The sequence below is a fragment of the Novosphingobium sp. NFX11 genome, assembly GCF_057376415.1.
Window position 1 is genome coordinate 1,577,670 of the sequence record NZ_CP080384.1, and the last position, 25,801, is coordinate 1,603,470.

General features: G+C 64.7%; 26 protein-coding genes, 3 tRNA genes and 1 pseudogene. 17 read left to right on the forward strand and 13 right to left on the reverse strand.

The features are described from left to right. Window positions 1-279 precede the first annotated feature (279 nt). The 6 genes from KZO24_RS08095 to KZO24_RS08120 all read right to left on the reverse strand — a co-directional run bounded on the left by KZO24_RS08095 (window position 280) and on the right by KZO24_RS08120 (window position 3,781). Window positions 280-525 carry a hypothetical protein gene (locus KZO24_RS08095; protein WP_271184250.1) on the reverse strand — a complete coding sequence of 82 codons (246 nt, stop codon included), beginning with the start codon at window positions 523-525 and terminating at the stop codon, window positions 280-282. A gap of 114 nt (window positions 526-639) precedes the next feature. Further along, the gene (locus KZO24_RS08100) at window positions 640-771 is read right to left on the reverse strand and encodes a hypothetical protein (protein WP_271184251.1); all 132 of its coding nucleotides are present in this window, start codon (window positions 769-771) and stop codon (window positions 640-642) included. Between the two features lie 119 nt (window positions 772-890). Further along, entirely contained in the window at window positions 891-1,313 is a 423-nt protein-coding gene (gene ndk, locus KZO24_RS08105) for a nucleoside-diphosphate kinase (RefSeq protein WP_036524317.1), read from the reverse strand. A gap of 190 nt (window positions 1,314-1,503) precedes the next feature. After that, window positions 1,504-1,812 carry a hypothetical protein gene (locus KZO24_RS08110; RefSeq protein ID WP_486487092.1) on the reverse strand — a complete coding sequence of 103 codons (309 nt, stop codon included), beginning with the start codon at window positions 1,810-1,812 and terminating at the stop codon, window positions 1,504-1,506. Between the two features lie 41 nt (window positions 1,813-1,853). Then, window positions 1,854-2,207 carry a DNA polymerase III subunit chi gene (locus KZO24_RS08115; protein WP_486487093.1) on the reverse strand — a complete coding sequence of 118 codons (354 nt, stop codon included), beginning with the start codon at window positions 2,205-2,207 and terminating at the stop codon, window positions 1,854-1,856. A 110-nt stretch (window positions 2,208-2,317) separates the two neighbouring features. Then, a complete protein-coding gene (locus tag KZO24_RS08120; RefSeq protein WP_271184254.1) occupies window positions 2,318-3,781 on the reverse strand; it encodes a leucyl aminopeptidase in 1,464 nt (487 codons plus the stop codon). Window positions 3,782-3,876: 95 nt separating this feature from the next. Here KZO24_RS08120 and KZO24_RS08125 point away from each other — a divergent pair, with 95 nt between their 5' ends. From KZO24_RS08125 to rsmA, 4 genes and pseudogenes are all read left to right on the forward strand, one after another. Beyond that, complete coding sequence (locus KZO24_RS08125; RefSeq protein ID WP_486487094.1) at window positions 3,877-6,204, forward strand: LPS-assembly protein LptD; 2,328 nt, start codon at window positions 3,877-3,879, stop codon at window positions 6,202-6,204. Between the two features lie 207 nt (window positions 6,205-6,411). Then, a pseudogene (locus KZO24_RS08130) lies at window positions 6,412-7,774 on the forward strand (peptidylprolyl isomerase). A gap of 7 nt (window positions 7,775-7,781) precedes the next feature. After that, window positions 7,782-8,780, forward strand: a complete 999-nt coding sequence (pdxA, locus tag KZO24_RS08135) for a 4-hydroxythreonine-4-phosphate dehydrogenase PdxA (RefSeq protein WP_271184257.1) — start codon at window positions 7,782-7,784, stop codon at window positions 8,778-8,780. A 158-nt stretch (window positions 8,781-8,938) separates the two neighbouring features. After that, window positions 8,939-9,733, forward strand: coding sequence for a 16S rRNA (adenine(1518)-N(6)/adenine(1519)-N(6))-dimethyltransferase RsmA (gene rsmA, locus KZO24_RS08140; RefSeq protein ID WP_486487156.1), 795 nt, complete (start codon window positions 8,939-8,941; stop codon window positions 9,731-9,733). Between the two features lie 163 nt (window positions 9,734-9,896). On the opposite strand, the gene KZO24_RS08145 is transcribed toward rsmA, so the two are convergent. The 4 genes from KZO24_RS08145 to yajC all read right to left on the reverse strand — a co-directional run bounded on the left by KZO24_RS08145 (window position 9,897) and on the right by yajC (window position 13,340). After that, entirely contained in the window at window positions 9,897-10,256 is a 360-nt protein-coding gene (locus KZO24_RS08145; protein ID WP_271184259.1) for a hypothetical protein, read from the reverse strand. 96 nt (window positions 10,257-10,352) lie between these two features. Next, window positions 10,353-11,342 carry a protein translocase subunit SecF gene (gene secF, locus KZO24_RS08150; protein ID WP_036524310.1) on the reverse strand — a complete coding sequence of 330 codons (990 nt, stop codon included), beginning with the start codon at window positions 11,340-11,342 and terminating at the stop codon, window positions 10,353-10,355. A 15-nt stretch (window positions 11,343-11,357) separates the two neighbouring features. Next, window positions 11,358-12,968 carry a protein translocase subunit SecD gene (secD, locus tag KZO24_RS08155; RefSeq protein ID WP_008828381.1) on the reverse strand — a complete coding sequence of 537 codons (1,611 nt, stop codon included), beginning with the start codon at window positions 12,966-12,968 and terminating at the stop codon, window positions 11,358-11,360. 36 nt (window positions 12,969-13,004) lie between these two features. After that, window positions 13,005-13,340, reverse strand: coding sequence for a preprotein translocase subunit YajC (gene yajC, locus KZO24_RS08160; protein WP_008828382.1), 336 nt, complete (start codon window positions 13,338-13,340; stop codon window positions 13,005-13,007). A 281-nt stretch (window positions 13,341-13,621) separates the two neighbouring features. Between yajC and KZO24_RS08165 the strand changes: the two genes are divergently transcribed. The 4 genes from KZO24_RS08165 to aroQ all read left to right on the forward strand — a co-directional run bounded on the left by KZO24_RS08165 (window position 13,622) and on the right by aroQ (window position 15,646). Next, window positions 13,622-13,698, forward strand: a tRNA-Pro gene (locus KZO24_RS08165). Window positions 13,699-13,860: 162 nt separating this feature from the next. After that, on the forward strand, window positions 13,861-14,217 hold the full coding sequence (locus tag KZO24_RS08170; RefSeq protein WP_486487095.1) for a hypothetical protein: 357 nt from the start codon (window positions 13,861-13,863) through the stop codon (window positions 14,215-14,217). An 86-nt stretch (window positions 14,218-14,303) separates the two neighbouring features. After that, a complete protein-coding gene (locus KZO24_RS08175) occupies window positions 14,304-14,717 on the forward strand; it encodes a holin family protein (protein ID WP_486487096.1) in 414 nt (137 codons plus the stop codon). A gap of 491 nt (window positions 14,718-15,208) precedes the next feature. After that, window positions 15,209-15,646, forward strand: a complete 438-nt coding sequence (gene aroQ / locus KZO24_RS08180) for a type II 3-dehydroquinate dehydratase (RefSeq protein ID WP_271184262.1) — start codon at window positions 15,209-15,211, stop codon at window positions 15,644-15,646. A 148-nt stretch (window positions 15,647-15,794) separates the two neighbouring features. On the opposite strand, the gene KZO24_RS08185 is transcribed toward aroQ, so the two are convergent. Further along, window positions 15,795-16,295, reverse strand: coding sequence for a hypothetical protein (locus tag KZO24_RS08185; RefSeq protein ID WP_486487097.1), 501 nt, complete (start codon window positions 16,293-16,295; stop codon window positions 15,795-15,797). 16 nt (window positions 16,296-16,311) lie between these two features. After that, window positions 16,312-16,776: an Lrp/AsnC family transcriptional regulator gene (locus KZO24_RS08190; RefSeq protein WP_008828388.1), complete on the reverse strand. Its 465-nt coding sequence runs from the start codon at window positions 16,774-16,776 to the stop codon at window positions 16,312-16,314. Window positions 16,777-17,129: 353 nt separating this feature from the next. Here KZO24_RS08190 and KZO24_RS08195 point away from each other — a divergent pair, with 353 nt between their 5' ends. The 5 genes from KZO24_RS08195 (at window position 17,130) to KZO24_RS08215 (ending at window position 20,206) form a co-directional block, all read left to right on the forward strand. Beyond that, window positions 17,130-17,879, forward strand: coding sequence for a hypothetical protein (locus tag KZO24_RS08195; protein ID WP_486487098.1), 750 nt, complete (start codon window positions 17,130-17,132; stop codon window positions 17,877-17,879). A gap of 40 nt (window positions 17,880-17,919) precedes the next feature. Beyond that, complete coding sequence (locus tag KZO24_RS08200; RefSeq protein WP_486487099.1) at window positions 17,920-18,888, forward strand: histidine kinase; 969 nt, start codon at window positions 17,920-17,922, stop codon at window positions 18,886-18,888. 34 nt (window positions 18,889-18,922) lie between these two features. Then, window positions 18,923-19,927: a polysaccharide deacetylase family protein gene (locus tag KZO24_RS08205; RefSeq protein ID WP_271184293.1), complete on the forward strand. Its 1,005-nt coding sequence runs from the start codon at window positions 18,923-18,925 to the stop codon at window positions 19,925-19,927. 80 nt (window positions 19,928-20,007) lie between these two features. Then, window positions 20,008-20,083: transfer RNA gene (locus KZO24_RS08210), tRNA-Ile, on the forward strand. Window positions 20,084-20,129: 46 nt separating this feature from the next. Beyond that, window positions 20,130-20,206: transfer RNA gene (locus KZO24_RS08215), tRNA-Pro, on the forward strand. Between the two features lie 116 nt (window positions 20,207-20,322). Here the strand turns inward: KZO24_RS08215 and KZO24_RS08220 are convergent. Beyond that, window positions 20,323-20,424, reverse strand: a complete 102-nt coding sequence (locus KZO24_RS08220; RefSeq protein ID WP_486487157.1) for a hypothetical protein — start codon at window positions 20,422-20,424, stop codon at window positions 20,323-20,325. 452 nt (window positions 20,425-20,876) lie between these two features. Here KZO24_RS08220 and KZO24_RS08225 point away from each other — a divergent pair, with 452 nt between their 5' ends. From KZO24_RS08225 to KZO24_RS08240, 4 genes are all read left to right on the forward strand, one after another. Beyond that, window positions 20,877-23,015: a TonB-dependent siderophore receptor gene (locus tag KZO24_RS08225; RefSeq protein WP_486487100.1), complete on the forward strand. Its 2,139-nt coding sequence runs from the start codon at window positions 20,877-20,879 to the stop codon at window positions 23,013-23,015. Window positions 23,016-23,172: 157 nt separating this feature from the next. Further along, on the forward strand, window positions 23,173-23,748 hold the full coding sequence (locus tag KZO24_RS08230; RefSeq protein ID WP_486487101.1) for a hypothetical protein: 576 nt from the start codon (window positions 23,173-23,175) through the stop codon (window positions 23,746-23,748). After that, window positions 23,745-25,190 carry a PstS family phosphate ABC transporter substrate-binding protein gene (locus KZO24_RS08235; protein ID WP_271184267.1) on the forward strand — a complete coding sequence of 482 codons (1,446 nt, stop codon included), beginning with the start codon at window positions 23,745-23,747 and terminating at the stop codon, window positions 25,188-25,190. The genes KZO24_RS08230 and KZO24_RS08235 overlap by 4 nt, the downstream gene beginning before the upstream one ends. 357 nt (window positions 25,191-25,547) lie before the next feature. Continuing rightward, window positions 25,548-25,787, forward strand: coding sequence for a hypothetical protein (locus KZO24_RS08240; protein WP_486487102.1), 240 nt, complete (start codon window positions 25,548-25,550; stop codon window positions 25,785-25,787). The last annotated feature ends 14 nt before the right edge of the window (window positions 25,788-25,801 follow it).

Consider the following 25,801-nt stretch of genomic DNA (forward strand, 5'->3'; position numbering starts at 1 on the left):
GAAAAGTCGCGGACGCCCGAACGCCGATGATCGGCGAAGGTCGAAAGCCCACTTCCGGCCCGATGCCCAGCGAACCACCGGTCGCGGCGACAGTCACGCCAGTGGGCTTATCCTGCGCATGACAGACCGACGGCAGCCACGATGCCATGATCAGACCGGTTGCGCCTGCGATATGCTTCAAAGTCATGCGGTCTCCTCAGCCCGCCCCGCATGACTGATCCTCGCCGCCGATGGTAAACCGAGGCTTGCTCCCGCCCTCCGTAAACCTACGCGGCGGCGTCAAATTTCTGTGTAGTCGACTTGCGGCCTGCTCTCGCGCGTGCCGCGATAGCGCTTGCCGGGGTCCTGCGGGTCTCCGGCGATCAGAACGTAATCCTCATGCACTTCCGTCAGCGTGCCCGCGAAGGGGAAGCCTTCGAGGCTGCCGTTGACGCGGAAACTGACGGTGTCGCCGACCTTGAAGGTTTTTTCGTCGAAGTTGAATTCGAAGGGACAGCTTTCGCCGGTTTCGCCCATTCCCTGCATCGTGGTTCTCCTCTGCTACGAACGTACAGCAGTGAGCCGCGATGGATCAAATCGAAACTCGGTGCGTGAACAGCGCGGCGCCGATAACTCGATCGTGTGACTCAGTTCGTGGGATCAACGGTACTGCGTCGCCGCCCGCGCTTGCATGCCCGCGCCCGGCCTTACCGGATCGGTACTGGCTACATGAGACATCAACACCGCTGCGCAGAACGAGAGGGATGCCGCAATCAGGATCGTCTTGGCCATCAGGATTTCCGCTGTAACGAATTACCCATAGAATAAGCACCCGACACACAAGCACCAAAAGAAAAAGGCCGCCGAAACCGGCGACCTTCTCCCGAATTACGAAGATTTAACCGTCAGCTTCAGCCGACGATCTCTTCCGGCTTGAAGAAGTAGGCGATCTCGATCGCCGCGTTCTCTTCCGAATCCGAACCGTGGACCGAGTTGGCTTCGATCGATTCGGCCAGTTCCTTGCGGATGGTGCCGGCGTCGGCGTTCTCGGGGTTGGTGGCGCCCATGATGTCACGGTTGCGCTTCACGGCGTCTTCGCCTTCGAGCACCTGGACGACGACGGGGCCGGAAATCATGAACGAAACCAGGTCGTTGAAGAACGGACGCTCGGCGTGGACGGCGTAGAAGCCCTCCGCCTGTTCCTTCGACATCTGGATGCGCTTGGAGGCGACGACGCGCAGGCCGGCTTCCTCGAGCATCTTGGTGACGGCGCCGGTCAGGTTGCGGCGGGTGGCGTCGGGCTTGATGATCGAAAAGGTGCGGGTAACCGCCATGGGACTATTCCTTGGACAAGGGCGTTATTGTTGGGCGCGCCCCTAGCCGGGAATGGGGTTGTCCGCAAGGTGGGCACCAAACTGGAAATACAGAACACTGAACTGTCCGCGTTCAAACGAAGAGCCGGCGCCTTCAGCACATGGAAGCGATGAACATCTGACACCTTTGCAGGACCGGCAGGCGCGGACTTCAGATCCAGTCGCGCCCATCGGCGGAACCGCAACCGTAAGGAGGCAGTTGGCCAGGAAAACGGGTCTGCATCTTGTGACACCCCCAACTCCGCAGCGGCCCCGGGGCATAGCCATTCAACGCGATGCCCACTTCGTCATAAGGGCTGCTGCCCTGCGCCACATACATGTACCAGCGACCGCCGAACATCACCAACGCAGCGACGACGACCACGATCACGACCCGCAGGACTTTCTGCATTCTCACTCCGTAAACAACTTTTCGGGGGAGCGTGCCTGTGCCCATCACCGCATTCTTCAGCAAGCCCATTGTCGACTTTCCGAACATGTCCGTGAAGACGACTTTCCGCCTTATTCTTCGGCTTTCTTGGCCCAGCGGCCGTCTTCCTGCGCCCAGTATTCCTTCTTAACCCCTTCGCGGCCGCGCAAGTCGCGCCAGACCTCGCGCGCCTGCGGCTTGGTCTCGTCGTCGAAGAGGTAGAAGGTGCGCTCGAACGGCTCTTCGCCCTCGCACCATACGCCGTCGGCGATGATGAGGAACCGGGCGCCGTTCGCCGGGTCGGGAATGTCGGACAGGAGGACCGGCTGGCGATCCTCGTGCCCCTCGCCCATCTGGCCGTTGGCGAGGAAGCCGTCGGGCCGGTGCGACCACAGCGCCGCCGAAATCCGGCCGCGCTGCTGCTCGTCGGCGGAGACCACGAGCACGCGCCCCCGCCCTCGACGATGCGCCGGGCCAGCAGCGGTACGACCGCATGGGCCGGGTCGCGGCTGAGTTCATAGAACATGACCTGCACCTGGCCGCGTCCTTTTCTGGCTCAGGCTTCGATCGTGTCGCGCACGAAGCGATCGAGCAGGCGCACGCCGAAGCCGGTCGCACCCTTGTCCCAGGTAGCGCCGGGCTTGTCGGTCCACACGGTGCCCGCGATGTCGAGGTGCGCCCAGGGCGTATCGTTCTCGATGAAGCGCAGCAGGAACTGCGCCGCCGTGATCGAGCCGCCGAAGCGCGGGCCGACGTTCTTCATGTCGGCGATCGGGCTGTCGATCATCTTGTCGTAGGTCGGCCCCATCGGCATGCGCCACAGGCGATCGCCCGAGGCATCACCCGCCGCGTTCAACTCGGCCGCAAGACCGTCGTTGTTCGAGAACAGGCCCGCATATTCGTGCGAGAGGCTGAGGATGATCGCGCCGGTCAGGGTCGCGAGGTCGATCACCTTGGCAGGCGCATATTCGCGCTGCACCCAGGTCAGCGCGTCGCACAGGACGAGGCGGCCTTCGGCGTCGGTGTTGATGACCTCGATGGTCTGGCCCGACATGGAAGTCACCACGTCGCCCGGACGCTGGGCATTCCCGTCAGGCATGTTCTCGACGAGGCCGCACACGCCGATGACGTTGGCCTTGGCGTTGCGCAGAGCGAGGGCGAGCATGGTACCCGCAACCGCACCGGCGCCGCCCATGTCCCACTTCATGTCTTCCATGCCGCCTGCCGGCTTGATCGAGATGCCGCCGGTATCGAACGTCACGCCTTTGCCGACGAAGGCCACGGGCTTTGCGCCCTCTTCGCCGCCCAGCCACTCCATGACGAGCAGGCGCGCGGGGCGAACCGAACCTTGCGCAACGCCGAGCAGCGAGCCCATGCCGAGCGCCGCCATCTCCTTGTCGTCGAGCACGCGGATGGTCAGGCCCGAGCCCTCCATGCGCGCTTTGCAGCGTTCCACGAAACTCTCGGGGTAGATGATGTTCGCGGGTTCGGTGACGAGTTCGCGGGTGAAGGAAACGCCTTGCGCGATCGCCTGCTCGATCTCCCAAACCGCCTCGGTGCCTTCGGGCGCGCCGACGAGCGAAACTTCGGCAAGGCTCGGCTTCGCATCGGCGGCCAGCTTGGTGCGATAGACGTCATGGCGCCACGAACGCAGCTGCGCGCCGAGCAGTGCCCCTGCCGCTTCCTCGGCCGAGAGACCCGCGCCGGTGATGTCGAGCGTCAACACCGTCTCGCCGCTGGTGAGGTACTTGGCGACGACGGCCGCGCCGGCCTTTTCCACCGCAGCCTTGCGGTCCCTTGCCGAAGCCTCACCGATCCCGGCCAGCGCCACGCGCACGGCTTTACCGCTGCGCTCGACGAAACCTTCGAAGACCTGGCCCGCCTTGCCCGTGAAACGCGCGCGCTTCGCGCCTTCCGCCAGCACCGCTTCGAGGTCTGCAGGCACCGCGTCCTGATTGACGAGACGCGCGATGACGCCGGAGTTCGACTCATCTGCCGCCCCAAGGAACTGGATCTTCATGGATTCTCCTGGATTTCCCCGGTGAAACGCCGATCTTGTGCGCTTCACCGCATGACTGGATTGCAGTTAGGCACAGGCGATGCGATAGGCAACCCATGCTCCCAGCCGTGCAGACTTCGCTGCAAGCCCCGTTCCGCCGCTTGCGTCCGCTTTCGCTGCACGCGCTCGCCCTCGGAATCGCGACGCTTTGCGCGCCCCACGCCGCTTTCGCGCAAGACGTGGCCCGCCCCGTTGATACCGGCCCGATCGCCGGGGCGCCCGCCGCTCCGCCCGTCTCCACCGGCGAGACCGAGCCCGTCGCCTTCGAGGCCGACGACGTCCAGTACGAGCAGAACAGCGAAGTCGTCACCGCGACCGGCAACGTCGTCCTGCGCCGCCGCGACGACAAGGGCCAGGTCCAGTCCGTCCGCGCCGACAAGGTCACCTGGAACCGCCAGAGTGGCAAGATCCTTGCCGACGGCAATGTCCGCATGGTCGACCAGGACGGCAACCAGCTCTACACCGAACAAGTCGAGCTGACCGACGAACTCAAGACCGGCATGATGGAGAACCTGCTCCTCGTCATGCGCGAAGGTGGCCGCCTCGCCGCGCTCAAGGGCGAGCGAATCGCGAACGGCGACGTCATCCTCAACAAGGCGGCCTACACCGGGTGCGACGTCACCGACGACGACGGTTGCCCCAAGAAGCCCAGCTGGCGCATCGTCGCCAAGCAGGTCATCTATTCCGACACGCAGAAGCGCGTGCGCTTCAAGGACGCGCGGATCGAGTTGTTCGGCGTAGTGCAGTTGCCGCTGCTCGGCCTGACCATCAGCACAGACGGCCACGCGGTCTCCGGCTTCCTGATGCCCGACCTCAAATCGAGCCCGTCGAACGGCATCGAAATCGCGCAGTCCTACTACTGGAAGCTCGCAGAGAATCGTGACCTTACCGGCACGGTCTCGGCCTTCACCCAAGCCGCACCGATGGCATCGCTGCAGTACCGCGCGCTGACCGACAAGGGCGCCTACCAGATCACCGGCCTGGCCACCGCCAGCAGCAGGATCCCGATCTACAGCGGCACGGGCGAGGAAATCACCAGCGGCGAACGTTCGTTCCGCGGCTACATCTTCGCCAACGGCAAGTTCCAGCTCGACGACAACTGGAGCGTAACCGCCTCGATCCGGCGCGCGACCGACCGCACGTTCCTGCGCCGCTACGACAACAACCGCGACGACCGCCTGCGCTCGATGGTCGAAGTGGAGCGGATCGACCAGGACAGCTACTTCACGATCGCAGGCTATGCGACGCAGACGATGGTGGCCAACCGCACTCAGGGCCTGATCCCCGTGGCGTTGCCGATGATCGACTATCGCCGCCGCATCGACGATCCCCTGCTTGGCGGCAAGTTCGAGCTGCAGGCCAACTCGCTGGCGATCAGCCGGACCGATGGACAGGACACCCAGCGCGCCTTCGCCAGCGCCCAGTGGTCGCTGCGCCAATTGACGAACATGGGTCAGGAGATCACCTTTACCGGCCTCGTACGCGGCGACGTCTATCATTCGTCCGACAATGCCCTGACCACCGAAGACCTCTATCGCGGGCTTTCCGGCTGGCAGCAGCGCGGCATCGCCACGGCTGCGGTCGATGTGAAGTGGCCGCTGGTGGGACAGGCTTTCGGCGGCACCCAGGTGCTGACCCCGCGTGTCCAGCTGGTCGCTTCGCCGCACGTCAAGAACCTGGCGATCCCCAACGAGGATCTGCGTGCGGTCGACCTCGACACCGGCAATCTCTTCGCCCTCAACCGCTTCCCGGGCTACGACCGGGTCGAGGACGGGGTGCGCTTCACATACGGCTTCGACTGGCAGTTCGAGCGGCCGCGCTGGAAGATCAAGACCACCGTGGGCCAGTCGGTGCGCCTCAGCAACCAGAACACCGTGCTGCCCGACGGCACCGGCCTCTCCAACAAGACTTCCGACATCGTCGGCCGCACCGAGATCCGCTACCGGGACTTCCTGAACTTCATCCACCGCTTCCGCGTGGACAAGGACACGATGGCCGTTCGCCGGAATGAATTCGATGCGGTGATCGGCAACACCCAGAGCTATCTGGAACTGGGCTACACCCGCCTCAACCGCAATATCGTCAACGATATCGAGGACTTGCAGGACCGCGAGGAACTGCGCGCCGCAGGCCGCATCGCCTTCGCGCGGTACTGGTCGATGTTCGGCTCGGCCGTCGTCAACATGACCAGCCGCAAGGACAACCCGGAATACGGGTCCAACGGTTTCCAGCCGCTGCGGACCCGCTTCGGCGCGGCTTACGAAGACGACTGCGTCCAGATTTCGCTGACCTGGCGCCGCGACTACGTGGCTCTCGGCGACGTGAAGCGCGGCGACTCGTTCCAGTTGGGCTTCGCGCTGAAGAACATCGGCGGGGGCAGCTAGACCTTCGTGCCCCGGTGCAACTCGTGATGCATTCGAGCAAAGATTGGCACATTCCGGCAAAGCCGCTATCGGGTGTGCTCATTTTCAGTTAAGCCGCCTCCCGGCAGGTGTGACTTTGATAAATGCGGCGGCAATTCCCGGCTTCGGGACTTTCCGCCGTTGATGCACCGGCCCCACGGGTCGGTCGAAAACGGGATTGATACAACGGTGCAAGCAGTTAACCGCAAGTTCCTCAAGCGCGCCCTCCTCTGCGTCGGCGGCCTCGCTGCGATGTCTTCCGCGCTCACCGTGTATTCTCAGCAGGCTTTGGCTCAATCCGCCCCGCAGGGCGAGATTTCGATCCCCGACGACGTGAAGATTTTCGGCAACGACAACCCGAACATGCGCCGCGCCACTGCGGTCGTGAACGGCGATGTCATCACCGGCACCGACGTCGACCAGCGCCTCGCTCTCATCGTCGCGGCCAACCAGGGCAAGATCGACGAGGAAGAACTCAAGCGCCTGCGCCTGCAGGTGCTGCGCAATCTCATCGACGAGACGCTGCAGATTCAGGAGGCCAAGGCCGCCGACGTTGCCGTCGACGATGCCGAGATCAACCAGTCCTACGCCCGCGTCGCGCAGCAGAACTTCGGCCAGAACACCTCCGCCATGGACGCTTACCTCAAGCGCGTCGGTTCGTCGGCGGACTCGCTCAAGCGCCAGATCTCGCGGCGAGCTTTCGTGGCAGCGCCTGCTCCAGCGCAACGTCCAGCCCTTCATCAACGTTTCCGACGACGAGGTGAACGACGTGCTGGCCCGCCTCAAGGCCGCCAAGGGCACCGACGAGTACCGCCTCGGTGAAATCTACCTCGCCGCTTCGCCCGAGGCGCGCGATCAGGTCTACCAAAACGCCACGCAGATCGTGCAGCAGCTCAAGGGTGGCGGCAGCTTCGTCGCCTATGCCCGCCAGTACTCGCAGGCGAGCACAGCCTCAGTCGGCGGCGACCTGGGCTGGGTGCGCCTTGCGCAGTTGCCCACCGAACTGCAGGCCGTTGCCCGCGACATGGAATCCGGCCAGCTGGTCGGCCCGATCGAGGTTCCCGGCGGCTTCGACATCCTCTACCTGATCGACAAGCGCCAGGTCCTCACCGCCGATCCGCGCGATGCGGTTCTCGCGCTCAAGCAGATCTCGCTGCCGTTCCCCAAGGGCGTGAGCGAGGCCGAGGCCGGCAAGCGCGCCGAGGCGTTCCAGACCGCGATGAAGGCGGCCAAGGGTTGCGGCGACGTCGATGGCGTGGCCAAGGGTCTCGGCGCGCAAGTCGTCACCAACGACCAGGTCAAGGCGCGCGACCTTCCGGCGCAGATCCAGAACTCGATCCTGCAGCTTTCGCCCGGCGAAACGCTGCCGCCGTTCGGCTCGCTGGAAGACGGCGTGCGTATCCTCATGCTCTGCGGCCGCGACGACCCGCAGACCGAGAGCGGCCCGAGCTTCGAACAGCTTCAGGCCCAGCTCGAGGACGACCGCGTCAACAAGCGCGCGCAGACCTACTTGCGCGACCTGCGCCGTGATGCCGTCATCGAATACAACTGATCGGACTATGACGGCTCCACTCGCCGTGTCTTTGGGCGATCCCGCCGGGATCGCCCCCGAAGTGATTGCCGAAAGCTGGGTGCGGCGCCGGGAAATGGCCCTCGCGCCGTTCTTCGTCGTAGGCGGCGCGGCTGTTCTACGTGCAGCAGCGGCGACGCGCGGGATCGACCTGCCTGTCGCGTCGATCTCGGCGCCTGGTGAAGCGGCAAGCGTATTCGGCTCGGCCCTGCCCGTGCTGGGCGACGAGGACTGTGCCCCGGCATTCGGCGAACCGACCATCGAAGGCGCGGCGCTCGCCCTGCACTCGCTGACCAAGGCCACCGCGCTCGCGCTGTCGGGCGAGGCGGGCGGCGTGGTCACCGGCCCGATCGCCAAGTCGAAACTGGCCGCAGTCGGCTTCACCCAGCCCGGGCAAACCGAATTCCTCGCCGACGCCTGCGGCTTGCCCCACGAGGCAGCCGTTATGATGCTCGCCGGGCCGTCCTTGCGCACCGTGCCGCTGACCGTCCACGAAGCACTGGCGGCAGTGCCGGGCCTCGTCACCCGCGACCTCATCGAGAGCAAGGCCCGCATCGTCGCACGCGCCCTCGCCCGCGATTTCGGCCTGCCGTCGGCGCGCATCGCGATCACCGGCCTCAACCCCCACGCGGGCGAAGACGGCCGCATGGGCACCGAGGACCGCGACGTCATCATCCCCGCCATCGCCGCCCTGCAGGCCGAGGGGCTGGCCGTCACCGGCCCGCATCCCGCCGACGCCCTGTTCGCCGCCCACGCGCGCGAGGGCTACGACGTGGCGCTATGCATGTACCACGATCAGGCGCTGATCCCGATCAAGACGCTCGACTTCGATCAGGGCGTGAACGTGACGCTCGGCCTGCCGATTGTGCGCACCTCGCCCGACCACGGCACCGCCTTCGCCATTGCCGGCAAGCACTTGGCGAGCGCGGGCGCGATGATCGCCGCGATCCGCATGGCGGGTGAATGCGCTGCGCGGAGGGCCGCATGATCAGCCTCCATCATCCTCGCGTCCCCGCTCATGCTGAGCTTGTCGAAGCACCCGAGCGGCGCGCTACGTCGACTGCATGCTTCGACAAGCTCAGCATGAGCGGTGTTTTGAGGTGGAAAAGCGTTTCCGAATGACCACCCTCCCCCTTACGCGAAGTTATCGCCCGCCACGGCCTTTCGGCCTCCAAGGCGCTCGGCCAGAACTTCCTGTTCGATGAGCAACTGCTCGACCGGATCGCCGCGATTCCCGGATCGCTGGACGGCAAGGACGTGCTCGAAGTCGGCCCCGGCCCCGGCGGCCTGACCCGCGCCCTGCTGCGTGCGGGCGCCAACGTCACCGCAATCGAGATGGACCGCCGCTGCTTGCCCGCCCTCGCCGAACTGGCGGAGGCATTCCCCGGCAAGCTCAAGGTCATCGAGGGCGATGCGCTCAAGATCGATCCGAAGACGCTGTTCGCGGGCGAGTATCACATCCTCTCCAACCTGCCCTACAACGTCGGCACAGCGCTGTTCACCGGCTGGCTATCGGGAGAGGCATGGCCGCCGCAGTGGGCCTCGCTGACGCTGATGTTCCAGGAGGAAGTGGCCCGCCGTATCGTCGCCGAGCCGGATACTTCCGCCTATGGCCGCCTTGCGGTGCTGGCGCAGTGGCGCTCGAAGGCGAAGCTGGCGATGAAGGTGCATCGCAGCGCCTTCACCCCGCCGCCCAAGGTCATGTCGGCGATCGTCCACGTCGTGCCCGGCGAAGCCCCCGAGGGCGTTTCCATGCGCGTGCTGGAGCGCGTGACCGAGGGCGCCTTCGGCCAGCGCCGCAAGATGCTGCGCCAGAGCCTCAAGGGCGTGCCCGGCGCACTGGATGCACTGGAAGCCCTCGGCATCGACGCCCAGCGCCGGGCCGAAACGCTGTCGGTCGCGGAGTTCGTGAGCGTGGCCAAGGCTTTGACGAAAGCCTGATCGCCCGTCGACGCGAGTGCAGCGTCGGGCTTGGTGCGTGATCACTTTACCCTGAATCGTCATTGCGAGCGAAGCGAAGCAATCCAGGGCGATCCAAAACTGCCCTGGATTGCTTCGCTTCGCTCGCAATGACGAAGGGTGGTTCAATCCAATGTCATCGCGCTCACTGATACCGCAGCGTCTTTTCGAACCCTTCGTTCGCCTTGGTCATCTTGGCCAGCTTGCGTAGCTGGCCGCGGACGTTCCGCTGGAAGCGCGCATCGTCGTAGATGCCCGTCACCCGGTATTCGTCCTGGCCGATCAGTTCCTTGATCCGCGCGGCGAAGGCGGTCTGGTCGTCCACGCAGTCCGCCGCCTTCAGCGTCCGGCAGACCCATTCCTCGGCCGCCGCCTTGTCGTAGTCGTCCTGCGCCTCGTAGCCGCGCCTGTCGGCGTCCGCCTGGTCGAGTTTCGCCGCTTCGAACCGGCGCTCCAGCCATTTGCGCACTTGCGGCGCGTCCCACGCCTTCGACGGATTGCTCATCGTATTCTCCAAACCTGAGCCGCTATAGCGCGCGCCAGCGAAAGGCCCGCCCCGCATCGCGCGGGACGGGCCTTTTTCTCTAGCCGCCGAGGAAGATCAGGGCTGCGGCTGACCGCGCTCGCGGGCCAGACGCTCCTGACGGTCGATCGCCGATTCGGTCTGCACGAAGCTGTCCGACTTCACGCCCAGCCAGATCAGGATCGGCGCGGACATGAAGATCGAGCTGTACGTACCGATGAAGATGCCCAGCGTGATCGCGGCGGTGAAGCCGAAGATCACGTCCGGCCCCAACAGCAGCAGCGCCACCAGCATGATCAGGATCGACAGCGAGGTGACCACCGTGCGCGACAGCGTCTCGTTCACCGAAAGGTCGAGCAGTTCGGCCATCGGCATGCGGCGGTGCTTCTTGAGGTTCTCGCGGATGCGGTCGTAGACCACGATCTTGTCGTTCAGCGAATAACCCAGCAGCGTCAGCAGCGCGGCGACGATGTTGAGGTCGAACTCCATCTGCGTCAGCGAGAACATGCCTACGGTCAGCAGGATGTCCTGGATCAGCGCGAACAGGGCCCCTGCGGCGAACTGCCATTCGAAGCGCACCCAGATGTAGATCGAGATGCACAGCATCGCCAGGCTCAGCGCCAGCACGCCGGTCTTGAGCAGTTCGCCCGAGACCTTGCCTGAGACCGAATCGACGCCGTCGATGCGCGCATCCGGGAATGCCTGCTTGACCGTGGTGGTGATCTTCTGCGCCATCGCGTCGGCCAACTGCGGCTGCGCCTCGGTGCCCTCGGGCAGCCGCATGCGCAGCGAGACTTCGTTGGGCTTGCCGAAGTTCTGCACCACCGGCTCGCCGTAGCCGAGCTTGTCGACGGTCTTGGTCAGCGCGTCCACCGGGGCGGTCGCACTGCGCTCGAAGGTCACGCGGATCATCTGTCCGCCGACGAAGTCGACGCCCAGATTCAACCCGTGCGTGAACAGCAGCACCACCGAGGCGACCATCAGCACGATGTTGCTGATGAAGAACGGCCACTGCCACTTGAGGAAGTGGATGTTGGTGTTGTCGGGAATGAGCTTGAGGAGCTTCATTGTCTCTCTCCGCGCTTACAGGTTGAGGTCCGACGGGCGCGCCTTGCGCAGCCATCCGGCAACCCACATGCGGGTCAGGGTCACGGCGGTGAACACCGAGGTGACGATACCGATCATCAGCACGACCGCGAAGCCGCGCACCGGACCCGAGCCAAACGCGAACATCAGCAGCGCCGCGATCGAGTTGGTGATGTTGGCGTCAAAGATCGCGCGGCTCGCTTCCTTGTAGCCCAGTTCCACCGACTGCACCACGCGGCGGCCCTTGGACCGTTCCTCGCGGATGCGTTCGTTGATGAGCACGTTGGCGTCCACCGCCGCGCCCAGCGTCAGCACGAAGCCGGCGATGCCCGGCAGCGTCAGCGTGGTGCCGAACACCGCCATCACGCCCAGAATCATCAGGATGTTGATCGCAAGGGCGCAGATGCAGGCATAGATGCCGAAGCGGCCGTAAGTCAGGATGATGAAGAGCACGAGCGCCAGCGTGCCGACGCCCATCGCGACGGCGCCCTTGTGGATCGCCTCGGCGCCGAGGTCGGGACCGACGGTGCGTTCCTCGACGACCTTGAGGTCCACAGGCAGCGCGCCCGAACGCAGCGCGATCGCCAGTTGGGTGGCCGACTTGGTGGTGAAGCTGCCCGAAATCTGCGCGCTGCCGCCCAGGATCGCCTCGTTGATCGAAGGCGCCGAGAGCACCTTGCCGTCGAGAATGATGGCGAAACGCTTACCGACGTTGGCGCTGGTCAGCGCCGCGAACTTCTCGCCGCCCTGCTGGTTGAAGGTGATGTTCACCACCGCGCGGTTGTTCTGCTGGTCGAAGCCCTGCTTGGCGTTCGTCAGCTGGTCGCCGGTGATGCCGCCGAGGCGCTTGACCGCGATGACCGGGCTCGGCCCTTCAGCCATGCCCTCGGCATAAGGCGCGATCTCGTCGCCCGGAGGCGCGATGCCCTGTGCGAGGTCGGCGGGCGATGCGGTCTCGTCCACCATCTTGAATTCGAGCTTGGCGGTCTGGCCGAGCAGCGCCTTGAGCGCCGCCGGATCCTGCAGACCGGGCACCTGCACGTCGATGCGGGTGCCGCCGAGGCGGCGGATGTCGGGCTCCTTGGTGCCCAGCGCGTCAATACGCTTGCGGACGACCTCGACGGCGGTTTCCATCGCGTTGCTGACTTCGAGGTCGATGCCTGCCGAAGTCGGCGCCAGCACGAACTGGTTGCCGTTGACCACCGAGATGTCCCAGTCACGCTGGCCGGTCAGGCCCGCGCCATTGGTCAGCGGCAGCAGCGCCTCGCGCGCGGCGTCCACCTGCGACGTGTCGCGTACGGTGAAGGTCAGACGGCCGCCCCGGCTCGATACGTCACCGATGCCGATGGCGGGCTCGGCCGCGCCCAGCTTGGTGCGGACCGATTCCTCCATGCCCTGCAAGCGCTGCTGGACGACCTGGTTGCGGTCGGCTTCCAGCAACAGGCGCGAGCCGCCCGCAAGATCGAGGCCGAGGTTGACCTTGGGCGCGGGAACGCCTGCGGGCAGATGGATATTGGTGAAGGTCAGCAGCGTGGGTACGGACAGCAGGCAGAGCACCGCCGCTATCCCCCAGTACCAGACCTTCTTGAAGATCGAGAATTCAAGCATCGCCTAATCGCTTTCCCAAAGGAGCGTCCGGTCGGTTCAGTCGTTCGCGGGCTTCGAGCCTGCGGGTGGGATCACGTCGACGATCGTGGACTTGAGCGCCTTGACCTTCACGCCCTGCGCCAGTTCGATTTCGGCGTAGTTGTCGTCGACCTTGACGATCTTGCCGATCAGGCCGCCACCGGTCAGCACCTCGTCACCCTTCTTGAGCGCCGCGAGCTTGTTCTTCTGCTCCTTCTGCTGCTTCATCTGCGGGCGCAGGATAAGGAACCAGAAGATCGCGGCCATCGCCACGAACGGCAGGTAAGTCATCCAGGCCGGCGGCGCACCGGCGGGGGCGGCTGCGGCAAGCTGGGCGAGGATCGAGGTCTGCATGGAAATGATGGGCCTTCTCGTGTCGCGTGTCGGACGGCGAATCGTGTGCCGACCGGGCCTGACGCGCATGACGGTATGATCCGCAGCCTGCGCGCAGGCGGATGCGGGCGGTTAGCAATAAAGCGAAGCGCTGGCAACGCGGGCTTCCCGCGCCTCCCCCACTGTGTCTGGGCTAGATAGGGCGCGCACGCCTTCGTTCAAGCGAGTGGACAACGCGATGAAAAACTATGCCGGAGGCGCTTGCGCATCCCGAAAGACCTGCCTATAGGCCGCGCTCCGGTCGGGACGTAGCGCAGCCTGGTAGCGCATCACACTGGGGGTGTGGGGGTCGGAGGTTCGGATCCTCTCGTCCCGACCAATCAAAAACGCCGTCTCCTGCTTCATGCGGGAGACGGCGTTTTTCGTTCCGGCAACGATCATGGGGCCATGACATTAGCCGTCATCGGCTCCCCGTACTTGACCAGATAGCCTTGCGCAGCCATCCCGGACACCTTCCATGGTCTGACATGTCGGGGTGAACATGAAGCTCTCACTTGCAGTCGCCGCCTTCGGGCTGTCCGCCTTCGCGACCTCTGCTGCGATGGCGCAGACCGCGTCGTGCTATCGCCTCGGCAATGTCGCATCGTGCACGACCACCCGGACCATGGGCGACAATCCGGCCCAGCAGCGATACTCGGGCTTTCAAGAAGTCGAGCGCCTGCGCGACAAGAACGAGGAGCGCGAGGCGGTCCGTCAGGAACAGGGTCTGCGCGAGGAAGTCGGCGCGCTGATCGCTGACGGCAAGTGCGCGGATGCGCGAAAGGCGGCGCTCAGGGCCGGAGATTTCGCGCTGGCGAAAGAAGCCGGTTCGATGTGCCAGCCTGCGCAGCGGCGCTAACCCAGCGCTCGCGCCCAAGAATTCATTTTCCTACACGAACCGATATGGTCATTTGAAAGCGGGTCACTTTTACAAAGGATCCTGCCATGGCCCTCCTCGATCTGCTGCTCGGCCCCGTCACCCGCATCATCGACAAGGTCGTCCCCGACCCGGAGGCGCGTGATCGCGCCAAGCTGGAACTGCTGAAGCTCGAGAACACACAGGAACTCGAAATGCTGCAGGCCAGCCTTTCGGCCATAGTCGCCGAAGCCAACAGCGCCGATCCCTGGACCAGCCGCGCGCGGCCGAGCTTTCTTTACGTGATGTACCTCGTGATCCTCTGGGCCTTGCCGATGGGCGTGGTCGCGGCGTTCAATCCGGGGCTCGCCAAGGCCATCGGCGCGGGGATGAACGGCTATCTCGCGGGGATTCCGGAACCGCTCTACGCACTCTTCGGCACCGGCTACCTCGGCTATTCGGCGATGCGCCAGTGGGGCAAGACCAAGGGCTCCGACCGGTAAGCGAAACGCTAACGCTTTCGCGCTATCCTGCGCACATGATCGTGCGCTCCATCCTTCACCGTCCGCTCGGCAAGGCCCTCCTCGGCCTTGCGGGGCTTTTTCGCTCGCGAGTTGCAGCCAACCGCCTGCACCCGCACCGACCGAGAACTCCGCCGAGGACGCGGCCGCAGAAGCCAAGGCCCGCGCCAGGGCCGAGCGCGAGGCGAAGCTCGCCGCCTTCTACGGCGGCGACGCCCCTGCAAGCGAAGAAGCCCCGAAAAAGGAAGATGCATCGGGCAATTCCCCGCCGCCCGCCGCAGCGCCGCCTCCCCGGCGCCCCCGGCACCCAGCGTCGGCAGCGCGCCGGCCGCGCCCGATCCCGGCATCGGCAAGGTTGAATGACACGCCAAGGTTGAATGACACGGGGCGCCGTCCGGCTTGCACCCTGCGCAGGGCCCGCTAAACCTCGCGCCACACAACGCGCGCTGCATTGGCGGAAGGTATCCAAGTCCATGACGGAAAAGCTGGTCTACGTGCTCAATGGCCCCAACCTCAACCGGCTGGGCAAGCGCGAACCGGCGATCTACGGATCGCAGACCCTCGATGACATCGGCGCGATGCTCGAGGAACGCGGCAAAGCGCTGGGCATCACTATCGTGCTCTTCCAGTCCAACCACGAAGGCGACCTCGTCGACTGGCTGCACGAGGCCGAGGACGCGGGCGCCCACGCGGTGCTGCTGAACGCCGGGGCCTATACGCATACATCGGTGGCGCTGCTCGACGCGATCCGCGCGATCACCGCGCCGGTGATCGAGGTCCACCTCTCCAACCCGCACACGCGCGAGGACTTCCGGCACACGTCATGGGTCGGCATGGCGGCCAAGGGCACGATCGCCGGGTTCGGCGCGCAAAGCTACATGCTGGCGCTGGAGGCTGCTGCGGGGCTTTGAGCGGCAGCACGATCGTCATCCCAGCGAAGGCTGGGGCCGCTATGACCATGTTACGCCCTATCGGCAGGGCAGCGCGGATTTTGCGGGGTCTTGCAGATAGCGCGCGCTCTGACGAGAGCGGTCCCAGCCTTCGCTGGGATGACGGGCGCTATGAAGGCGACTTCGGTACGTCACTCCTTGCAGTGACGCAATTCCCCCGGCCATCGCGAACCGCAACGATCCGGTGCACCGACACGCCCAGCGGATCGACCGCATCGGGCAGCGCAACAAGGCAAATACCCTGCCCGGTAAGATTGAGGAGCGCCTTGCGCACATCCTCGGTGGTCGCCTGCTGCGCCAATCCCGCGATGACGAAACCCGGACGCTTGCCGCGCGGTTCTGCTGGCAACATATGCCCGTGAAGATCGGCAATCGGCTTGCCCTGCACCAACCAGCGGTCGGCAGCGGCGTCATAGAACGGCGCGGCGTCAATGTCCGCACGCGTGATGCCTGCCGCCACTGAACCTCGCCCGTAGTCGCTGCTGTCGGCGAGTTGGAAAGCCGCTGTATTCTGCGCATCGCCGCGCGGCCAGAACCACCAGGCGTTCGCCGCCACCAGCAACGCCACCGCCGCTACCAGCAGCGGCGTACGCTTCGACCGTCCCGTCACGCGCATCGCTCCAACCTCAGCCCAGCGGAACGCCCGGGATGCTCTTGGCCGTGCGGATCGTCAGCGAGGTCTTGACGCTGTCCACGTTGGGCGCGGGCGTCAGCTTGCTGGTGAGGAATTCCTGGAAGCTCTGCAGATCGCGGCTGACGATCTTCAGGATGAAGTCGATCTCGCCGTTGAGCATGTGGCACTCGCGCACTTCGGGCAGGCCCTTCATGTGGTCCTCGAAGGCGCGCAGCGATTCCTCGGCCTGGCTCTTGAGGCTGACCAGCGCGAAGACGGTGATCGTGAAGCCCAGCTTCGACGCGTCGAGATCGGCGTGATAGCCCTGGATCACGCCCGCTTCCTCGAGGCTGCGCACGCGGCGCAGGCACGGCGGCGCGGTCAGACCCACGCGCTGGGCGAGTTCGACATTGGTGATGCGACCTTCCGCCTGCAATTCCGCCAGCAGGCGACGGTCGATTTCATCGAGATTGATCATTCAAATTCCCCAGGCACACGCCTCTCGCTTCGCCTTGTTGCAACATCTACATCGAAAATGCGAGCGCGCCGTAATATTATTAGCCCATAGCGTAATCGTCCCGCTTTGCAACGGCCGAAACTCGGCTCTTTCGATCCCGACGCACTTTGCTACGAAAAAGCGACCCGGTGTTTTCCTTATGGTAAACATCACGCGGGCATAGGACCGAATCTGCCACGTAACCCGAGGCGCGCCTTTCGCGTCTGGAGATGGAATGCATTTCGACGATCGCCTTGCCACGGTCCTGCGCCTCCCGTCCTCGGGGGACAGTCTCGCGCGGATCCAGTTCAGGCAGCTCATCGACATTCTCGGACGTGCGACCGATCTCGCAGGAGACGGGCGAGACGGTCGAAGCCGCCTACGCTCGGCTCGATCAACTCGGCAGAGAACTTCCCGCGGCCGAGCGCGTAAGACTGCTTCGTGGGCCGTTGCAGCCGATGACGAACCCGCGGCTGCTGAAATGGTTGGCCGACGCCGAACCCGACGTCGCCTGCGCCGGGATTGCCTCTGCGGACCTCGATGATGCGGCGTGGCTCGGACTCATCCCGCGCCTTCCGGTCCGCGCTCGCGGCATCCTGCGCCACCGCCGCGACTTGTCGCCACGGGTCAATGCTCTGCTGGAACAACTCGGCGTGTACGATCGCGGGCTGCCTGCGGGCCCGGCCGACCCACATCCGGAGGATTCTCTGCCAGAGCCCCAATCGCGCCTCCAGCGACCCACGGGCAACATCGCCGTCGATCAGGACATGTCGGATGATGTACTTGAACTACTCGATATGGCGGATGCGCCGCCACCGCCGACTTCCTTGAGCGAATGGGCCCGCGCGCGCGCGGCTCAGCAGCACAAGGACCTGCAGCACAAGGTCGCCACCGCCCCCGCGTCCAGCCCTCGCGAAGCTGGAATCGGGGCGATCGTCCGGCGCATCGAGGAATTTCGAAAGGCTCGCGAGGCCAAGGGGCCGCCCGAAATCCATGCAGATCTCGCCACGCCTGCCGCTGGGCGACACGACCATCCTCGCAACCCAGCGACTTGCTACCGCCATCGACTTCACCACCGGGCTTGAAGGACGCATCGACTGGGCGGATGGCCCACATGCGCCGTCCGTGGTCGGACTTTCGCTCGGCACGCATGATCCGCAAGCCGCGCAGATATCTCATGCCATGGAGCACTGCCTGCCTCTGCGCGAGACCCGAATCATCATCACCGGTGCGCCTGCCGTTAGCGGCCCTTGGCAAATCGATGCCATCGCCCGCTTCGAACATGGCCGCTTCGCCGGATACTGCGGCCGCCTTCGTCGCCTTGCTGCCCCTGCGGAAGCTCTCGCAGCGCCGGTCGCCGCTCATGCAGAGGCCGATCGCATGCGCGAAGTTCTTCACGAGTTACGCACGCCCGCCAATGCAATCCAGGTAGCGGCCGAGATCATTCAGCAGCAACTCTACGGCCCGGCCCCGCACGAGTACCGCGCGCTGGCGGCCGCCATCGCCGGCGACTGCGCGCATATTCTGGCTGGCTTCGAGGAACTCGACCGGCTGGTGAAGCTCGAATCGGGTGCGATGCGGCTCGAGGACGGCGAGTGCGATCTTGCTCGGGTACTTGCCCAGACCATCGTGCGCCTGCGTGCCTGGACCGAGCCGCGCGGCAGTGGGTTTTCGATGCTCGCCGATCCCTCGGCAACGACATTGCCGGTGCGCATAGCCCGGCCCGAAGTGGAACGACTGGTTTGGCGGCTGTTCGCCGCCCTCGCCGGATCGACTCTACCGGGTGAAACGCTCGACTTGCGCTGGAATCAACGTACCGATCCAAAATCTGCGATGATCGAGCTTTCAGTTGCGCTGCCCGCGGTTCTGGCCGAGCGCGCGCCGGAAGCGCTTTTTGATCCTGTCGCCGGCGAACGCGGCCAATCGCTTGCTGCAGGCATGTTCGGTATTGGCTTCACTCTGCGCCTTGCCGCAGCAGAAGCCGCGGCGGCCGGCGGCTCGCTGCAACGTGTAACAAACAACCTTCACCTGTCGCTGCCTACCTTGACCGAGCGGGCCACACACAATAGCACTTCGGCAACTTTTTCGCAGTAATCCCTTGGTGATGCGACGCAGAGGGAAAGACTTTTTGCCAGTTCCGAACCTTCTGCAGCCGCCCGGCAGGCAGGCCTTCGCCGCATTCTGCCACGACTTTGGCCAGCGCTTCATCGTCACCGTCGATACCGAAGAGGAATTCGACTGGTCGGCTCCGCTCGACCGCAAGGCGCACAGCGTCGTCGCCGTACCCGCCCTGCGCAAATTCCAGCAATTCTGCGAAGGGTTCGGTGTTGTCCCGTCCTACCTCATCGACTGGCCGGTCGCGGATTCCGCCTTCGCCCCCGAAGCGATCGGCGATGCGGTTTTATCTGGGCGTGCCGAAGTCGGCGTCCAGCTTCACCCTTGGGTAAACCCGCCGTTCGTCGAGGATGTCAACGAACTCAACAGCTACGCGGGTAATCTGCCCTTCGAACTGGAACGCGAAAAGCTGCACACCCTGCGTGACCGGATCGAAAGCGCCTTCGGCACGCCCCCGCGCATCTACCGCGCCGGCCGCTACGGCCTCGGCACGCGCACGGCAGAAATCCTTCTCGAATGCGGCATAGCCATCGATACCTCGGTACGGGCGCGCTTCGACTATAGCGGTACCGGCGGCCCCAATTATCGCGAGCATCCGCTCCACCCCTACTGGGTCGGCAAGGAGCGCGAACTTCTCGAATTGCCGCTCACCACCGTATATTGGGGGCCGTTGCGGCAGGTCGGCAATGTCATCTACCCGCACTTGTGGCGCGCCCCGACAATGCGCGGTGTCCTCGCGCGCGCAGGCCTGCTGGAACGCATCCCCCTAACGCCTGAGGGCATCACCGCGGAGGAAGCACTGCGCGGCGTTGATATCGCCATCGATGAGGGCCTACCGGTACTTGTGTTCTCGTTCCACAGCCCGTCGCTGGCTACGGGCCACACGCCCTATGTGCGAAGCGAAGCAGATCTCGACGCGCTCTACGACTGGTGGCGCACACTGTTCACGCACCTCGCGCGACGAGGTGTGAAGCCGACAAGTGTGCATGAAATCATGAACAGTGTGCAACGCGGATAGAACCGCGCTTGCGTCATACGCATTGCCAAGCTAACGGGCTTGGCACCCGGCCATCGTCGATGGGGTCGGGTCCGGCACGGGGGCCTGTAGCTCAGCGGTTAGAGCTGGCCGCTCATAACGGCTAGGTCGCGGGTTCGAATCCTGCCGGGCCCACCATTCGCCGGTTGCTGCCTTTCCGGCAGCAGCATCGACAACCCCAGGTCGGGGAGTGGCGCAGTCCGGTAGCGCGCTTGCTTTGGGAGCAAGATGTCGCAGGTTCGAATCCTGTCTCCCCGACCAACTCATAACGTCTCAGCGCAGCTCATACCGCTCCAAATTGTCCTAAACTTCCGGTGGCTTGCAAGGCCAACCATGGCCGCTGGGCAGGAAACAGTGAGTGCTGCCAAATTTCGTCGTCACTTTCTCCCCACGCACTGCAGCGCGCCGATATCCGATAGCGCTGCGGGAAATGTGGTCGCCTCCATTTTTGTGTAGAGCGTGCCACGAGACATTCCCATACGCTCGAGAACAGCGGGAAGCCTGAGCAAACGGTCTGCGTACCTGCATCCATAGCGCAACCTCCTGCGTGTTCGGCGATAGACGCCAACTCCTTCGAAGATGAATGCTTAAAGCTTGAATAACAGCAGCAAGCGGACGCAAATATACTCAACGTCAATTGATGACCGTCGCTAGTTCTAAAATGATATAAAAATCTCAGCTTATATCCACTGTTATGAGGGAAGTTCGGTGTACGAGCCACTGGAGCGGTCCCCACTCATTCCGGGCATATCCGCTAGAGCTGAAGTAGTTGGCGTACTCGGTGGTGCTTGAACAGATCGACGAGTCTGTCAATCAGGTTCCACAGCCGTGCCTTCCAGCCTCCCGACGGCACCTCTAAAATCTTGCAATCAATTCGCAGTAGCAATATGTGCGCCGCACAATCGAGATCACCCTCGGGGAGCACCACATAATGTATCATACCCATTCCCGCCTTAGCGCCGGGGCGAGCGGACTTGCGCTTGTTCTGGCTATCGCTAACGCCGCGCCCGTATGCGCCGAAGAAGCCGCCGCCGACGGCGCGCCGCAGGACGTCAGCTCCTCGGAAATCACCGTACTCGGCGCGCGCAGCAAGGATTACAAGGTCGACCAGTTGACCACCGCCACGCGCACCGGCACCAGCATCATGGACGTGCCGCAGTCGATCCAGTTCGTGCCGCGCGACGTCATCGACGATCAGCAGATCCTCGATCTCACCAGCGCGCTGCGCAACGTCAGCGGCATTCAGGCTGGCACCGACGCGGGTAATCGGTCGGAGAGCTTCACCATCCGCGGTTTCCGCTCTTCCTACTACGCCATCGATCTGATCATGCTCAGCCCGGCGATCGAGACCAACGACAGCTACCGCGACCTTGCCAACGTGGAGCGCATCGAAGTGCTCAAGGGTCCGGCCTCTGTGCTCTACGGCCGCGGCGATCCGGGCGGCCTGATCAACATCGTCACCAAGCAGCCGCGCTTCGAGCGGGGGATGAACTTCTCCGTCCAGGGCGGCAGCAACGACTTCATGCGCGGGCAGGTGGACGTGACCGGTCCGGTCGATGCCGCCAGGACGCTGGCCGTGCGCTTCATCGCCGCCGCGCAGACCGGCGACACCTTCCGCGACGTGTTCCAGCCCTACCGCCGCCAGTTCCTGTCCGGCTCGGTGTTGTGGCAGCCGACCGACCGCACCCGCGTCATCGCCAGCCTGACGTATGCGCACCAGAAGAACCAGACCGATCGCGGCATCGTCGCCACCACCGACGCCGACGGCGATCTCGTCGTCAACCTCCCGCGCGACCGGTTCCTGGGCGAAGAGTGGGCGACCACCGAATCCAGCCGCTACGAGTTCAACTACCGCATCGAGCATGAACTGGCCGACTGGCTGACCGTCCGCCAGATCGGCCATTACGACGAGGGCAAGCTCGACCTGTTCGGCATCAACTACGGCAGCAGCGTCGCGGTCAATGCCACCACCGGCGCGCGCACCGTTACCCGCACCGCCGTCGAGCAGCACGAGAACAACCACAACTACGATGCGCAGGCCGACATGGTCGCGCGCTTCTCCACCGGCGGGATCGGGCACACGGTCGTATTTGGCGGCGAGTACGTGAAGTCCTATCGCTTCCGTACGTTCGCGCGCGCCACGCTGGCGGCGATCAACATCGACGATCCGGTCTATGGCGCCACGCCGGGCACCTGGGTTCCCGCCGCCGACCGCAAGGTGCAGTCCAAGTCGCTGTCCGGCTACCTGCAGGATCAGATCGATATCGGCGACAAGATCAACCTGCTGGCCGGCGTGCGCTACGACCATGCCCAGCAGTCCGACCACGGCACCACCCAGTACGCCTCTGACGACAAGGCATGGTCGCCGCGCGTGGGCGTGGTATTCAAGCCGGTGCCGAACGTCTCGTTGTTCGCCGACTTCACCCGCTCGTTCCAGTCCAAGCCCGAGCCGACCATCGACGGCAAGCCGATCGATCCGGAAAAGGGCAAGCAGTACGAGGCCGGCATCAAGGCTGAACTGTTCGGCGGCCGCCTTGCCTCCACGCTGTCGGTCTACCAGCTGACGCGTGAGAACGTGACGCAGCAGGACCCCAACAACGTCGGCTACAACATCAACGCGGGCGTCCAACGCTCGCAGGGTGTCGAGTTCGACATGTCCGGCGCGATCACGCCGAGCGTCAAGGTCATCGCCAACGGCGCCTATACCGACGCCGCCGTGCGCTCCTCCACCGACTACGCCAAGGGCAACAAGCTGATCGGCGTGCCCAAGTGGAGCGGCAGCCTGTGGGTGACGCTGGAGCCGGTGGACGGCCCGCTGAGCCGCTTCGGCCTCGGCGGCGGCGTGGTTGCGGCGAGCAACCGCATGGGCAATCTGGAGAACACCTTCTCGGTTGGCGGCTACACCCGCTTCGACAGCAGCCTGTGGTACAAGCTGGCCGACAAGGTGCGCCTGACGGTGAACGTCAAGAACATCACCAACGAGTACTACATCGCCAGCACCGTCTCCCGCGCGCAGATCACGCCGGGCGAGGGCCGCAGCTTCCTCGTCGGCCTGAGCGGAGGGTTCTGAGGATGACCAAGGCATTCGCCGCCGCGCTGCTGGCGCTGGCCATTGGCACGGCTCCCGCCCCGGCCTTGGCGGCGGATGCCGGCAAGGTGCTGTTCCTGATGCGCGCCGATCCCCCGGCGGTTCGGCCGACCCGGCGGTCAAGGCGCGACTGGAGGCGATGGGCTATGCCGTCACCACCAGCGAGGGGCTGGACGGCGCGCCGGACCCTTGCGGGTTCGACCTTGTCGTCATGTCCTCGACGGTGCGCTCCAACCAGTTCACCGCCAACCGCCCCATGATCGCGCGATGGCGCGACATGGGCGTGCCGCTGGTGACCTGGGAGAACGACCTTCTCGACGACTTGTGGATGACCGGGCTGCGCCGCGACACCGACTTCGGCGAACTGGAGACCGGCCACTACTTCTGGCTGGTGCGCGCGCCGCATCCGATGGCGGCGGGCATTCCGGCGGGCCTTGGCACCTGGACCGAGGCGCGCACGCCCGCAGGCTGGGGCAGGCCCGGGCTCGGCGCCGACGTCATCATGACCTGGCCTGGAGAGCCGGACAAGGCGACCCTGTTCGGTTACGAGGCGGGCGCGACGATGGACCATGACCACCTCGCCCCGGCCCGCCGGGTGTTCATCGGCATGGAGAACAACAGCTTCACCCGCATGACCGATACCGGCCGCAAGCTGTTCGACGCCGCGATCCAATGGGCGCGCGCGGGCGCGAAAGTGTGCAAGGTGAAGAAGTGAGACGCGCGCTTGGCTTCGCGCTGGCAACCGCCCTGCTCGCCGGCTCCGCTTCGGCGCAGGACAGCGGCCCCATCCCCGAGGCGCAGCCGCTGCTGGCGCGCTACGTGCTGGCGGACGGCGCCCTCGCTGTCGGCGGCGGCCCGGAAGCCGGTGCCATCGCAGCGGCAGCCAGCGGCCTGTCCCCCCGCATCGTCGGCCCTGCCGGAGCGATGCCGCTGCTGACGCAAGGCGCCATCGCGCTCGCCGTGATCCCGCGCGAGATGACCGTGATCGAGCGCGCCGCCGTGCGCCGCTTTTCCGGCGGCCTGCCGCTGGCGGTGCCGGTGATGCAGGGGCTCTACCTCTATGTGCGCTGCGACAAGGACGGCGCCCTCGATGAGTGGGTGAAGCCGGTGCTGCAGGCGCTGTTCTCGGACGATGGGCAGGCGCGCCTGAAGGCGGTGCTGGCGACATACAAGCCGCTCGATGCCGCCGCGCTGGCGGATGCGCGGGAACGGATCGCAAGGCTGCACGGGATCACGATCCCGCGGCGCGAGGCGGGCTACGTCGCCCCGGACGGCAGCCTCTCGATCATCGGCAGCGATACGCTGACGACGATCATGCCCGACATGCTCGCCGCCTACGCGCGTCACGCGCCCAAGGTGCGCTTCACCGCCGACTTGCGCGGCTCCTCCACCGCGATGCCTGCGCTGACGGCCGGAACCACGATCTTCGCGCCGATGGGCCGTGAGCTGTGGGAGAACGACCTCGACGGCTTCCGGCAGGTAAAGGGCTACGATCCGGTGCGCATCCGCATCGCCTATGCCAGTCACGGCCCCCGCGCGGGCGGCAAGACGCCGCCCGCGATCTACGTCAACGCGAGCAACCCGCTTGCCGGACTATCGATGGCGCAAGTGAAGCGCGTCTTCGCGGCAGGCGCATCCGGCGGCGACATTGCCGACTGGTCGAATTTGAGCGCCGCGGCAGGCGCGATCCACGTCTATGGCGCGCGCGACGATGGCGGGTTCGGCTCGGCCATGCGCGCCTCGAAGCTCGACGGGCTGCCGTTCAGCGCCCGCTACCAGGCGATGCCGAGCGGAAAGGCGATCCTCGCCGCCGTCGCGGCGGACCCTCACGGCATCGGCTATGCGACATGGATCGACGCGGGCGAGGCACCGGAAGGCGTGCGAGTCCTGCCGCTGTCCGCACGCGACGGCGGCCCTTACGTCCTGCCTCAAGAGGGCGCGGACCGGGGCGCCTGGCCGATATCCTATTTCCTCAACATCTACATCGATAAGGCGCCGGGCAAGTCGATCAATCCGGAAATCAAAGGCCTGTTGCGGTTCATGCTCTCTGTGGAAGGGCAGGCTATCATTGCACACCATATGTCAGAAGATGATGGCTATGTGCCACTCGACAGGCGGGACCTCGCTGCCGAGAGGCGCCGGGTTGATACCTTGTAAGCGGAAATCTTTCTGTGAGCAGGTGAAAGCTGTCAACTGTGCGCCAGGTGAGTAAGGTAGCAAGCATGGATCGCCGATCTTATCTTCGTTCGATTATCAAGGATCATACGGCATCTTCATATCGAAATACTGTTTCCTTTCTTTCCAGATTCGCGTGAATTGGTCAATAATCAGCAGTATTCTGGCTAATTCCTCTCACAATACTTTCCCACATTTTTTCATATCGAAAGTAATTAACCTCCTCCACTCGCGCATACCAGAGCAAGTGCGACAGTATCTTTAACTATCTGCCGGCTTACCCACCGCGACTGCGCAAGCGGCGATGGGGCGCATGCCCTCAATATTCATCATCGTACGTTGCGCCGCCGCCTCAAGGATGAAGGGACAACGTTTCAGGACGTGAAGGACGACCTGCACCGCGATCTGTCTCTCTATTATCTGCGGAAAACCCGGCTGGATTTCAGGGGCATATCTGAAAAGCTGGCCTTCGCGGAAAAGGCCGTCTTCTCGCGAAGCTGCCGTCGCTGGTCCGGGCAATCGCCTTCACAACTGCGCGCGGCGCCTAAGTCTGCAACGGCAAGGGGAACTTTGTCCTGATAGGTCAAGCCATA